Origin of the sequence: Acinetobacter sp. ANC 3903 (assembly GCF_002135315.1) — a bacterium.
GTDB lineage: Bacteria > Pseudomonadota > Gammaproteobacteria > Pseudomonadales > Moraxellaceae > Acinetobacter.
The window spans coordinates 135,509-148,015 of the sequence record NZ_NEGA01000001.1; the positions used below are offsets into that span (position 1 = coordinate 135,509).

11 protein-coding genes are annotated in these 12,507 nt (G+C 43.6%); 7 read left to right on the top strand and 4 right to left on the bottom strand.

Going from position 1 to position 12,507, the window contains the following annotated elements:
• Window positions 1-141: 141 nt before the first annotated feature.
• Window positions 142-399, bottom strand: coding sequence for a sulfurtransferase TusA (gene tusA / locus B9T29_RS00665; protein WP_086174067.1), 258 nt, complete (start codon window positions 397-399; stop codon window positions 142-144).
• Between the two features lie 200 nt (window positions 400-599).
• Here tusA and B9T29_RS00670 point away from each other — a divergent pair, with 200 nt between their 5' ends.
• Together B9T29_RS00670 and lnt are read left to right on the top strand one after the other, a co-directional pair.
• The gene (locus tag B9T29_RS00670) at window positions 600-1,439 is read left to right on the top strand and encodes an HlyC/CorC family transporter (protein WP_086174068.1); all 840 of its coding nucleotides are present in this window, start codon (window positions 600-602) and stop codon (window positions 1,437-1,439) included.
• A complete protein-coding gene (lnt, locus tag B9T29_RS00675) occupies window positions 1,436-2,995 on the top strand; it encodes an apolipoprotein N-acyltransferase (RefSeq protein ID WP_086174069.1) in 1,560 nt (519 codons plus the stop codon). Before B9T29_RS00670 ends, lnt begins: the two co-directional genes overlap by 4 nt.
• A gap of 330 nt (window positions 2,996-3,325) precedes the next feature.
• Here lnt and B9T29_RS00680 read toward each other — a convergent pair whose 3' ends face one another.
• The 3 genes from B9T29_RS00680 to gspF form a co-directional block, all read right to left on the bottom strand.
• Complete coding sequence (locus B9T29_RS00680) at window positions 3,326-3,661, bottom strand: hypothetical protein (RefSeq protein WP_086174070.1); 336 nt, start codon at window positions 3,659-3,661, stop codon at window positions 3,326-3,328.
• 282 nt (window positions 3,662-3,943) lie between these two features.
• Window positions 3,944-4,378 carry a type II secretion system major pseudopilin GspG gene (gene gspG / locus B9T29_RS00685; protein ID WP_086174071.1) on the bottom strand — a complete coding sequence of 145 codons (435 nt, stop codon included), beginning with the start codon at window positions 4,376-4,378 and terminating at the stop codon, window positions 3,944-3,946.
• Window positions 4,379-4,457: 79 nt separating this feature from the next.
• On the bottom strand, window positions 4,458-5,663 hold the full coding sequence (gspF, locus tag B9T29_RS00690) for a type II secretion system inner membrane protein GspF (RefSeq protein WP_086174072.1): 1,206 nt from the start codon (window positions 5,661-5,663) through the stop codon (window positions 4,458-4,460).
• Window positions 5,664-5,815: 152 nt separating this feature from the next.
• Between gspF and B9T29_RS00695 the strand changes: the two genes are divergently transcribed.
• From B9T29_RS00695 to B9T29_RS00720, 5 genes are all read left to right on the top strand, one after another.
• On the top strand, window positions 5,816-8,038 hold the full coding sequence (locus tag B9T29_RS00695; RefSeq protein WP_086174073.1) for a primosomal protein N': 2,223 nt from the start codon (window positions 5,816-5,818) through the stop codon (window positions 8,036-8,038).
• Window positions 8,039-8,098: 60 nt separating this feature from the next.
• Window positions 8,099-9,940: a monovalent cation:proton antiporter-2 (CPA2) family protein gene (locus tag B9T29_RS00700; protein ID WP_086174074.1), complete on the top strand. Its 1,842-nt coding sequence runs from the start codon at window positions 8,099-8,101 to the stop codon at window positions 9,938-9,940.
• Between the two features lie 50 nt (window positions 9,941-9,990).
• Window positions 9,991-10,866, top strand: coding sequence for an Hsp33 family molecular chaperone HslO (locus B9T29_RS00705; protein WP_086174075.1), 876 nt, complete (start codon window positions 9,991-9,993; stop codon window positions 10,864-10,866).
• A gap of 216 nt (window positions 10,867-11,082) precedes the next feature.
• Window positions 11,083-11,538, top strand: a complete 456-nt coding sequence (locus tag B9T29_RS00715) for a DUF2147 domain-containing protein (protein ID WP_086174077.1) — start codon at window positions 11,083-11,085, stop codon at window positions 11,536-11,538.
• Between the two features lie 446 nt (window positions 11,539-11,984).
• A complete protein-coding gene (locus tag B9T29_RS00720) occupies window positions 11,985-12,446 on the top strand; it encodes a DUF2147 domain-containing protein (RefSeq protein ID WP_086174078.1) in 462 nt (153 codons plus the stop codon).
• The last annotated feature ends 61 nt before the right edge of the window (window positions 12,447-12,507 follow it).

The following is a 12,507-nucleotide window of genomic DNA, read 5'->3' on the forward strand; positions in this document are numbered from 1 at the left end:
CAGTGCTGCTCATATCCAAACATGTAATTTGATTGTGGATGGTTTGGGCTTTGCTTGAACTATTCAAACAAATTAAAAAAATCCCTGCTTAATGCAGGGATTTTTATTAGGCTTTGAGAAAGAAACCAACTCGAAATCCCTCTAACCTTTCTTGACCAAATAATGAAATTCTTTATTGCCGTTTTCATCTAAACGTTCTTCCTGCAATAACAGCTCATGTCCCAAATGCATACAGAATTTTGGAATATCCCAAGAAGTCGAATTATCTGTTGCAAACACTTCAACCACATCGCCAGACCTGGATTTACGAATCGCCTGATGCAGCATCATCACGGGTTCAGGACAACGTAATCCACGGGTATTTAATTGAATGCTTGGAGTGACAGAGGGTTCAGACATCAGAAAACTCAGGTTTAAAATCTGCAGTTATTTTAGCATAAACATACAGGTCCGGTGATATACAAGAAAATGAAGGAGATAGCCTGGTTTTCTGACTCAATTGCCTGTGATTTAGATGAAGATTAGCGATAGACAACTGTATTTTCTACGGTATGATTAAAATTATGTATTTTAGATATTAAGAGTCTTTAGGAAAGATCATGCACGAGGAATCAGGCCCGTCGTGGGGCATGCGCGGCTTACGCAAATGGCTGGGTACAGCACCCGAAACTCGCGACGAACTGCTAAAATTAGTACAAGATTCACGTCGTTTTTTAGAACCCGATACGGTTGCCATGCTTGAAGGCGTGCTTGACCTTCCAGCAACCAAAATTCGTGAGGTCATGACTCCGCGAACCGCCATGATCAGCTTACAAGAAGATGATCAACTGTTCGATATTCTGCATGTGCTGGTTGAATCTGCCCATTCACGTTTTCCTGTGTTTTCATCTGATCAGCCGGATAATGTGGTCGGGATTTTATTGGCCAAAGACCTATTGCCATTTCTGACCGAGCCGACATCTAAAGTGGACATTCGCGCACTCATGCGCCAACCGCTGTTTGTGCCGGAAAGTGCCCGTTCTGACCAAGTCATGCGGATGTTGAAAAACACCCAGACCCATATTGCTGTCGTGATTGATGAATATGGCACTACTTCCGGCCTAGTCACGCTGGAAGATATTCTGGAAGAAATTGTCGGTGAAATTGAAGATGAACACGACAAGGTGGATGAAGAAGCCCAGTACATTATTCCCGATAATGACCCACACACGGCGAATACCTGGCTTGTTCAAGCACTTACACCAATTGAACACTTTAACAATGTTTTAGATGCTGATTTTTCCGATGATGAAGTAGAAACTGTCGGCGGTTTATTGCTTCAAGAAATGGGTTTAGTCAGCGATTTACAAGGTCAAGTGATTGAACTTGAAAATTGGGAATTTACCATTGTAGAAGCAGATGCACGTACTATTCATCTGATTCGAGCTGTCCGTAAATGAGAACTTACTTTGATAAGCTGTTAAATTCATCTCAACAACAAAAGCAGCTCCCTTTTATTTATCCCTTTTTAATTTCGTTATTTTCAGGTGCCATGTTCAGTTTTGCGCTGGCACCTTATTATTACTGGTGGTTGGCACTGCTGTCCCCAGCTCTGCTCTATGCTTCACTACGTAAGCGCTCAGCAAAGCAGGCTTTTGGCATTGGCTGGGCCTATGGCTTTGGTTTATGGTTTGTTGGCGCATTCTGGCTGTATACCTCAATCCACGTTTATGGTGATACCAGTGCCTTTCTAAGTATACTGATGATTGCTTTTATGGCCTTGGTGATGGGGTTGTTTACCGCCTTGCAAACCTGGATCTATCGTCGCTTTTTCCCGGAAACACCGCTGACTTTTGCGCCGCTCTGGGTGTTTTTTGAATGGGCAAAAACCTGGGTATTTACCGGTTTCCCCTGGTTATTTGCAGGGTATGCTTTTACCGAGCGCTTCCTAGATAACTATGCGCCACTGTTTGGGATCTTCGGTGTCTCGTTTGTAGTGATTATCTTAGCCTGTGCGCTGGTGGAAATCCTGAATAAACGCATGTTCTGGATTATTCCTTCTGCCCTGATACTGCTGGGCGCTTGGGGTGCTTCCTACCTTCAGTTTGTGGAACAAAAAAATGAGAAGCCGCTTTCCGTTTCATTAATTCAGGGCAACATTCCACAAGACCTGAAATGGCTAACAGAGTATCAAGTCAAAACCTTGATGATCTATGCCAATTTAAGCCGGACTGAATGGGGACGCGATCTGATTGTCTGGCCGGAATCTTCAATTCCCATGTTCCAGACCGATATCGAACCTTTCCTTGATGCCATGAAAGTTCAGGCAGAAAAATCTGGAACGGCTTGGGTCACCGGCCTTCCTTATTGGGATTTGAAAGAATCCAAAAATGAACAACACCCGATGTATTACAACAGCATTATGGCAATCGGTGATGAATCGGAAGGCTTGTATAAAAAGCAACGTCTGGTTCCTTTTGGTGAATATGTGCCTTTATCTGGCTGGCTCAGTTGGGTACTGCCAGCATTGCAAAATGACCCTTCCATGAGTGGTTTTTCTCGTGGTGCCCGTGACCAAAAACCATTAGACGTAAAAAATCATGCACTGGGTGCAGCCATCTGTTATGAAGTGGCTTATCCGAACCTGACCCGTCGTAATGCGAGTCAAAGCGATTATCTGGTGACTGTCTCTAATGATGCCTGGTTTACCGGCACTGCTGGCCCTTGGCAACATTTACAAATGGTGCAAATGCGCGCCAAAGAAAATGGCCGCTGGTTTATTCGTGCCACCAATACCGGTGTCACTGCATTTATCGATCACAACGGGCATATTGTGAAACAGGCGCCGACCGATCAAACAGCGATTCTTCGGGGCGAATTGCCTGCCATGCAAGGTGAAACCCTGTATATGCGCTTAAGCGACTGGCCAGTACTGATTGTGTCGATCTTGTTATTACTGCTGGGTTGGCGCTTCCGTCCGCGTAAGGTAGATGTATCGTTTAAATCACGACGTTAAACTTTAAATTCTCTCTCCTTTTAGAATTTCGAGTTCGCAAGGGAGAGATTATTTTCTTAGAAATGAATTGCACGACTATACAAAGTAATTTCTTTTAAACTCCCCTCATCCTAACCTTCTCCCTGAGCCATATATGGCGCAAGAGAAGGAACTTTCAATAAATATCTAACTTGTTTTTTTGATCATTTCTTCAATAATAAATTAAAGAGAAAGATTTTCTCTTTTTAAAAGATGAATACTACTTTACGCAAGGCGAGAGATTAAATTCTGCATATGCTTAATGAAATAAAAAACCGAGGCATTAACCTCGGTTTTTTTATTCAATTGGTTTTATAACTGGGTGACCAGATAGGACACCATGACAGTTAAAAACAACATAGGAATATAGCGATAAATTTTTACTACCATGTGTTCTAAAGCTGAAGTCTGTTGTTGTTTTAAGTTGAGTACCGTCGCTTTTAAGGCAGACCAAAAGCACAATATAAATAATGCACTCCATACATTGATTGCAAAAAAGCCCACCATAATCTGGCTACTTCCTTCGGTTGCATTCCATAATGTTAAAATGCCCTGACTCATGGGAAGCAAACTCAAAATTAAAAGAACAGACTTGAGCATTGCCCAATGAAATTGGTTAATTTCATCCGATATTATGAATGCTTTCATTCCATTCTCTCCGACAAAACCTTTGCCATTCAGAACATTATGCAAGCTTTTGAATAAATAGAAAGTCTATTTCCATTCACATACAATCATTATTGTAACTATCAAATATGGGAATAATTCTTATTATAACTATCAAACAGCCAATATTATATAATTTTAATTAAATTCAATAACTTAATATATATTTATAATTAGGATTTATTATCACTTCACTTAGTATTGAATAGCCAGATAAAGTGAAGTGATATATTTTATATCCTTAAAATAATTAAGGATTTTTAATTAAGGCTGATAATAAATATCGGCATCTGTACCTTCACCGCCTTCTTTACCATCGGCACCAAAAGAATATAAATCGAATGGACGACCTTCAGCACCGGGAATCACATATTGAATATCATTATCCCAACTGTCTTTTGGATAACCACCTTTAACATAACCACCCTGCATCCAGTTTTTTGCCGAAGCCGGCTGATTGACCAAAGCATCTAAACCACCATCCTGCATGGACGGGTATTTACCGTTATCCAGTTTATATTGATCTAACGCTCCGGCTACCCCTTTTAAGGTAATGGCTGATGTATCCACCTTGGCTTTTTCACCACGCCCCATAACATTAGGCACAATGAGGGCAGCCAATACTCCTAAAATCACAATCACCACCATGACTTCAATCAAAGTAAAACCAGTCTGCTTATTAAGTTGATTCCGTTTCATTCAATTTCTCTCATTCATCTTGATACTTTAGAAAGTCTAATTCGCTTTCAACTATTCGAAGAATTTACCCTAGTTCTATTTAAATCATATTATTCATATTCACGATTGGCAGCATCACCGCAATAACGATTACCAGCACGATACTGGCCATCAATACCAACATGAGCGGTTCAAGCAGAGCCAGCAAAGTTGAAATGAGGGTGGTCACTTCCCGATCCTGCATGGTCGAGGCACGTGCCAGCATACGGTCCAGTTCCCCAGAGGCTTCACCACTTTTGATCATTTGTACCATCATCGGTGGGAAATAACCACTACGCTCCAGTTGCGTGGCCAGGTTGCCGCCTTCGGTAACGCGTTCGGCTGCCAGATTAACCGAATCGCGAATGACCCAGTTATTACTTACCGCGGCACCAATTTTAAGTGCATCTACCAAAGGCACGCCAGATTGGGTCAAAATGGATAAAGTACTGGCAAAGCGGGCGGCATTGATACCACGTGACAATTTACCCAATAATGGCAATTTCAGGGTTAAGCGGTCAAATGCATAATGTCCGGCTGTGGTTCTTAAAAAGCGTAGCAGCACAGTAAAACCGACTACGCCCGCAACCAGTAAAAATGGCCAGGCCACCCGAATAAAGGCACTGGCTTTCATTAAGGCAACCGTGATCCACGGCAAGGCATCTTTACTCTGATCGAAAGTCTTGACGATGTCGGGAACGACATAGGTCATCAGCCCCATCACAATCGCAAAGGACATCAGCATCAAGATAATGGGATAAATCATCGCGCCCTGCACTTTCTTTTGCATGGCAAAGCGGTTTTCGGTGTAATCTGCTAACTGATCCAGAATTAAATCCAGATGTCCTGAGCGTTCACCCGCTGCGATGGTGGCAATATATAGCTCAGGCAAGCGCCCTGCTTGCTGCAAGGCATTGGCCAGTGAATGCCCTTCCATGACTTTTGAGCGCACTGACATCAACAGGTTCTGTACATGCGCTTTTTCACTTTGTTTGCCCACAGCCCGCAGCGCTTCTTCTAAAGGAATTGCAGCTGCCACCAGAACCGAAAGCTGCCGGGTAAACAAGGCCAAATCATAAGCGGTAATTTTTTTCTGAAACCAGCGGGTGGAATTTTGCTTGTCTTTTTGCTCGACAGGATCAACCGTCACAGGAATAAGCGCTTTGTCTCTGAGCTGTTGACGGATTTGACGTGCCGAATCACCCTCTAACACGCCTTTTTGCTGCTTCCCTGAAGCATCAATGGCAGTAAATTGATATGCAGGCATTGTGATGCTCTAATTTTCTAAAATTTGCTTCAGCGCTGTTGCGTCTGACCACCAAAATCATTCATATTCTTAGATATTCATGATTTGCTCACTCTAACATAACTCGACCTTTAGCACGACGAAATTTGATCAGGACCATTTGACCCTTATTTATGCCAAATACACCATCGACTCCAGCCGACATTTATCGCATTCGTGTTGCCGTACCCGTACATATCTATGACTGCTTTGACTATACATTGACTGCTGAACAATACCAGCAAGCCGAAGTGGGAGCACGTGTTGCGGTATCATTTGGACGGCAAAATCTGGTCGGGATCATTGTTGAAAAATTAACGACCGGCACCCCAATTGATCCGCGTTTTAAGCTTAAAGCCATCACCGAGCTGTTAGATGAACATACCCTTTTAGATGCCAAAGTTTTAAATTTATTGACCTGGTCCGCTCAATATTATCAATTTCCGATTGGCGAAGTTTTTCAGAGCGCCTTACCGACATTCTTGCGTCAGGGCAAACCGTATAATTTATTGGCACGGCTATGGAAAGTGCTGGATTTGCATGCCGAAGACAAGCTGACGCGCTCTGAAAAACAGCAACAAGCATATAAAGTTTTAAAACTGCATCCTCAAGGCACCACAGAAAATATTTTAAATTTGGCCGGAATTGAGACAGCGACACTCAAAGCTCTGGAAAAAAAAGCCATTGTGGCATGCATTCTGGAACATCAGGATTTTCGCCCGCAACCGGTCACGCTGGCGCAAATGCCATTAACAGCAAATGAAGATCAGAAGAAAGCCATTCAACAGGTATTGAAAGCACAGAAAAAATATCAGGCTTTTTTACTCGATGGTCTGACCGGTAGCGGTAAAACTGAAGTCTATTTACAGATCATGCAAGAGGTGCTGAAACAGGGCAAGCAAGTCTTGGTTTTAGTCCCTGAAATTGGGCTTACCCCACAAACCATTAGCCGTTTCCAGTCACGTTTTCACGGCAATATCGTATTGCTACATTCAGGACTAAACGATTCCAAACGTCTACAGGCCTGGCAAGCGGCACAAACCGGCAAAGCCTCGATTATTCTGGGAACCCGTTCGGCCATTTATACCCCGCTGCCAAATTTGGGCTTGATCATTCTGGATGAAGAACACGACCTTTCTTTTAAACAGCAGGAGGGTTTTCGCTATCACGCCCGTGATGTCGCGATGTATCGGGCTCATTTAGAAAGCTGTCCGATTATTTTGGGTTCAGCTACCCCGAGTATTGAAAGTTATGCACTGGCTGACTCAGGAAAAATGACCCGTTTAGAGCTGAATCAGCGTGCGGGTGTGGCACTAATGCCAAAGATTCATCTGATTGATCTGAAAATTGCCCAAAAGCAAAATGGTATTAGCCAAAGTCTGATTGATGAAATTCAAAAGCGGCTGGATAAAAAAGAACAGGTGTTGGTGTTTTTAAACCGCCGTGGTTATGCTCCGGTACTGATTTGCGAAAGCTGTGCCTGGCAGGCCAAATGCCCGCATTGTGATGCCAACTTTACCGTGCATCGCCAGCCTTATCAGCATCTGCACTGCCATCACTGTGGCAGCATTCACCGCATGCCCGAGCAGTGCCCGCAGTGTAATCATAGCGAACTCAAGTCGATTGGCATGGGCACAGCCAAAGTGGAAGAACATTTACAACAACTGTTCCCCAACTTTGACGTGATTCGGGTCGATCGTGATTCCACCAGTCGGGTCGGCAGCTGGCAGAAAATCTATGACAAGATTCAAAAAAGCGAACCGGTGATCTTGCTCGGCACCCAGATGCTGGCCAAGGGACATCACTTTCCTTATGTCACTTTGGTGGCGATTCTGGATATTGATTCAGGTCTGCTCAGTGTTGATTTCCGTGCCACCGAACGCACGGCGCAACTGATTGTACAGGTGGCAGGACGTGCCGGACGCGGGGAACGTAAAGGTGAAGTTTATTTACAGACATTACGCCCCGACCATCCCCTGCTGAATACCTTAATCCAGGATGACTACCGTCATTTTGTCAAACAGACGCTAAAAGAACGCCAAGCTGCATTGCTGCCGCCTTTTCGTTATGCTGCCCTGATTCGCTGTGAATCGAAAAGTCAGGAACAGAATCAGGAGTTCTTGCAGCAGCATGCCCAGGCGCTCAGACAGGTTTCGGAAAACCTGATTGATATCTGGGGGCCAATTCCCGCACCGATGGAACGTAAGGCTGGGCGTTATCAGGCACATATGGTGCTGCTGTCACAGGATCGTGCCCGATTACATTTTTATATCCGTACCTGGTGGCAAAATATGTTGCATCAAAAGCCCTCAAGCATGAAACTGACACTCGATATAGATCCTCAAGAATTAAGCTAAATCCGAACTCATGTTTGGTTTTCATTTTTTTGCCATTCAAATCAATTCCAGGATGAACTGATGTCGTTACTGTTACAAATCACGATTTTCCTCGGTGCTTCACTACTCTTGGTGCCACTTGCCAAGCGTTTTGGTATTGCCACGGTACTCGGGTATTTGTTTACAGGTATTTTGCTCGGTCCCGGCGTATTGAATATGGCCAGTGACCCGGAAGCCATTCAGGAACTGGCCGAATTTGGCGTGATTTTGTTGATGTTTATTATTGGCCTGGAGCTGCGCCCCCAACGGCTCTGGGAAATGCGTAAGTCCATCTTCCTGATGGGCAGCTTGCAGGTCGGGATTACCGGGGTGATTCTGGCCATCCTGACCTTTTTTGCCTTAAACCAGAGCCTTTCTGCCAGCTTTGTGATTGGTATGGCGCTGGCTCTGTCCTCTACGGCCTTTGTGTTACAGCTGCTGGCGGAAAAGCAACAACTGAACACCACCTTCGGGCAGCAATCTTTTTCTATTTTACTGTTTCAGGATATTGCAGCCATTCCGCTACTGGCCATTATTCCGCTATTGGCCGGCACCGAATCGACCCATCATGGCATTGCCTATTTTGCTGCAATCATTGCCACCTTTAGCGGTTTGTTCCTGTTTAGCCGTTATATGATGCGGCCATTTTTCCGCTTTGTGGCCAAAAGCGGGGCGCATGAACTGATTACCGCTGTCGGCTTGTTTATTGTACTCGGTGTCGTGGTGCTGATGGATGTGCTCGGGATCAGCACCACTCTGGGGGCTTTCTTAACCGGGGTATTGTTGGCCGACTCGGAATTCAGGCATGAACTGGAAGCCAGTATCGCGCCCTTTAAAGGCTTATTACTCGGTCTATTCTTTATGACCGTCGGCATGACCACACAATTATCCTTACTGGTAGATATGCCGTGGCTGATCATTGGCGGTGCGCTGGTTTTAATGCTGGTCAAAAGCATGACCCTGACGGCCATTGCCCGTTATTTAAACTATTCATGGCGCAACAGCTTGCTGCTTGCCACCTGTCTGGCCCAAGGCGGTGAGTTTGCCTTTGTGGTACTGAAAGTCGCGAGTAGCGAAAAAGTACTCACCCAAGCCATGCTTGAGCCTTTGACCTTGATTGTGACCCTTTCCATGGTGCTCACCCCAATGCTGTACTGGATCATCAGCAACTGGATTATTCTGCTTATCGATAAAGAAAAAGCGCCGGTTTATGATGAAATTCCAGATCGCCATAACCCAATGATCATTGCCGGATTTGGCCGTTTTGGACAGATCATTGCCCGTATTGCGCATTTACAGCATCAGTCCTTTACTGCCATTGACAGTAATCTGGAAAAAGTTGATTTCGTGCGGAATTATGGCGGTACTGTATACTATGGTGATGCAACACAACCGGATATCCTACGTTCTGCAGGTGTTGAACACGCCAAGGTTTTTGTTCTCGCGATTGATGATATTGAAGACTCGATGAATGTGGCACGTCATATTCGCCTAAACTATCCTAATCTGAAACTTTTGGTTCGTGCACGCGATCGTCATCATGTGCATTTACTGCGGGATTTAGGCGTAGAACATATCTGGCGTGAAACCTATTTATCGTCTATGGGTATGGCCTATCGAGCCTTGCGTGAATTGGATATCAGTGAAGAAGATGCTTATAAAAGTATTGAACTGTTCCGCGATTACGATGAAAAATTATTGCTTCAGCAACAACGGGTGTATACCGATGAACAAAAGATTTATGAAACCCATCGTAATGCTTTGGCCGAGCTAGAACATTTATTTGAAAGTGATGCACAGATTCGTCAAGAACCTACTGGCGTCAATTTACAACGTGGCTTAGCACATCAGCGTATTGATGTCACAAGAGATGATAGTAACTAGCTTGTGTTTTACAATATAGACACCATTAACACGGGCTATTGGAGAAATTTATGTCTGAATTACGTCAACGCTTTTATATTGAGAATTGCCCGATTCGTGGTGAAGTGGTCCATCTTGAAAGCGTTTTGCAAACGATCCTCGCGCAGCGTGATTATCCGCAAGCCATTCAAATTCTTTTGGGAGAAATGCTGAGTGCCACGGCATTACTGGCCAGCACCCTGAAAATTAAAGGCCGGATCAGCCTGCAAATTCAGGCAGCCGGCACATTCAAATGGGCTATGGCAGAATGTAACCATCGCGGTGAGTTACGTGCATCGGCCGATTATGAAGAAGATCCGCGTTTCTTTCAGGCAGAAAACAGCAGTACAGTGTTGAATGCACTGGTCAGTCCGGTACTGTTTATTAACATTGAACCTGAGTTTGGTGAACGCTATCAGGGCATTATTGCCCTTGAGCACGATACCTTGGCCGGTTGTTTAATGCAGTATTATGATTTATCTGCACAGATTCCGACAAAAATTGTTTTGGCCAGCACGGCCGAACGCTCTGGCGGTCTGCTGATCCAACTATTGCCACGTAATAGTGAAGAAGAGCAGCAGCGTGTCGATGAAGACCTTTGGCCACGCCTGACCATGTTGACCGAAACCCTGAAAGCGGAAGAACTTACAGAGCTTGAACCGACTGAAATTCTTTACCGTTTGTATAATGAAGAAGATGTGCGTTTACCCGCAGCTGAACAATTAAGCTTTGGCTGTACCTGTTCTAAAGAGCGTTGTGCCAATGCGCTCATTCAAATTGGTGTGGAAGCAGTACGTGAAACTTTAGAATTCCAGAACCCAATTACCATGGATTGTCAGTTCTGTAGTACCCGCTATACTTTTACTGCGGAAGAAGCCTTTGGTTTATTTGGCAAACATCTCAGTTAATTTGATCAAGTAAACAAAATCAGAGCAGCAATAATAATTACTGCTCTTTTTTTTATCACCAGATTGAGTAGCGACTTTTTCTGTTCTTTTTATACAAGTTTTATCTACTTGTAATCTAAATATTTTAAAGTAAAATTCCACAGCAAAATAAAGCAGCTCATTTTTTAAGGCTTTATTTTTACTTAAAAAAAATAAATGAATTATTGGAACCACCACATGAACACAAAAATAATTGTGACTACCCTCTTGCTTCTTGCTTGTCCTTTTATTCAGGCCCAAGTACCTGACTTAGTGGGGACATGGAAAACGATTGATGACAAGACCGGCTATGCCCGTGCTGAAGTCTTGATTAGTCAACAACAAAATGGGACTTATCTGGGGAAAATTGTCAAAGTACATGGTGTTCCAAACCAGACTGCAATTGATCATTGCGAAAAATGCAAAGGCAGCTTGAAAAATGCCCCTTTAATTGGCTTAGCCATTTTGACCGGATTTAAGCAAAACCCGAAAAATAAAAATGAATTCATTGAGGGGCATATTCTTGATCCACTTTCTGGTCATAGCTATCAGAGCAAAGGACATCTGAATACCCGAGGCAATGTACTGACCTTACGTGGTTTTATTGGGACCAGTTTGCTCGGCCGAGCCGTATCCTGGATTAAAACGGAATAAAATCTGGAAGAAGGTCATCACAAGTTTTGATCTGGCAAATGATTCAGAACTTGTGATCTCCCTCTTTAGCACCCTACGATCTTGCTGGCATTCCTCCTGCTCACCCATTTCATAACTCGATCACCCTGACCTAAAAAGCAAGCAGCAGACAACTCGCTGTGTTGCACATAGGCCAGCGAGCAATCACAGAAAATCTTATATTCTTTTTTAATTTATGGTCTTACTTACTGTGGGATAAAATATAAATGAAAGAAAAGTTCAATATTTCAGCCCTTACCCGGACATTTTTTGAATACGGATTGCTAAAAAACTGGATTTCAGCGCATAACTTATTATTTATGTGATTTATATAACAATTTAATCATTTGATTTTATACCTGTTTGCCGCTATAAATTAGGCGTTTTACTCTAAAATTAAAAAATAGTTCATTCAACAGGGGAAATTAGTGAAGAATTTATATAAAGGGATTTTGACCGGAGTAATTTTAGCTGCTGTTTCATCTTTCAGTTTTGCTGAAAATGATCCCTTGGTGGGCAAATGGAAAACCATTGATGACCGGACCGGTTATTCTCGTGCTGATGTAGAAATCAGCAAAAAGCCGGATGGCACCTACGAAGGGGTCATCGTCGCGACCCGTAATGTACCTGGTACAGAAAAAATGGTCCTCTGCTCAAACTGCCCAGGCAACTTAAAAAATAAACCGTTTATTGGCCTACCTTTTATTTGGGGATTTACACAAAATCCGGACAATCCACGTGAATTTAATCATGGTCGCGTACTTGATCCGATTGGCGGCAAAGTTTACAAGGGCAAAGCACGCATTAGTGCCAGTGGCAAACACTTAAACCTGCGTGGTTATGTCGGTGTATCGGTGATTGGCCGCAGTGTGACATGGATTAAATATTGATTTTATTCATGATTTGCGAAGGCTCCTGTTAAGGGGCCTTTTTTTGTCATGATTTGAAACA

Coding starts and splice junctions, on each gene's coding strand:
- tusA (WP_086174067.1), bottom strand. CDS start 399: ATGTCTGAACCCTCTGTCACTCCAAGCATTCAATTAAATACCCGTGGA.
- B9T29_RS00670 (WP_086174068.1), top strand. CDS start 600: ATGCACGAGGAATCAGGCCCGTCGTGGGGCATGCGCGGCTTACGCAAA.
- lnt (WP_086174069.1), top strand. CDS start 1,436: ATGAGAACTTACTTTGATAAGCTGTTAAATTCATCTCAACAACAAAAG.
- B9T29_RS00680 (WP_086174070.1), bottom strand. CDS start 3,661: ATGAAAGCATTCATAATATCGGATGAAATTAACCAATTTCATTGGGCA.
- gspG (WP_086174071.1), bottom strand. CDS start 4,378: ATGAAACGGAATCAACTTAATAAGCAGACTGGTTTTACTTTGATTGAA.
- gspF (WP_086174072.1), bottom strand. CDS start 5,663: ATGCCTGCATATCAATTTACTGCCATTGATGCTTCAGGGAAGCAGCAA.
- B9T29_RS00695 (WP_086174073.1), top strand. CDS start 5,816: ATGCCAAATACACCATCGACTCCAGCCGACATTTATCGCATTCGTGTT.
- B9T29_RS00700 (WP_086174074.1), top strand. CDS start 8,099: ATGTCGTTACTGTTACAAATCACGATTTTCCTCGGTGCTTCACTACTC.
- B9T29_RS00705 (WP_086174075.1), top strand. CDS start 9,991: ATGTCTGAATTACGTCAACGCTTTTATATTGAGAATTGCCCGATTCGT.
- B9T29_RS00715 (WP_086174077.1), top strand. CDS start 11,083: ATGAACACAAAAATAATTGTGACTACCCTCTTGCTTCTTGCTTGTCCT.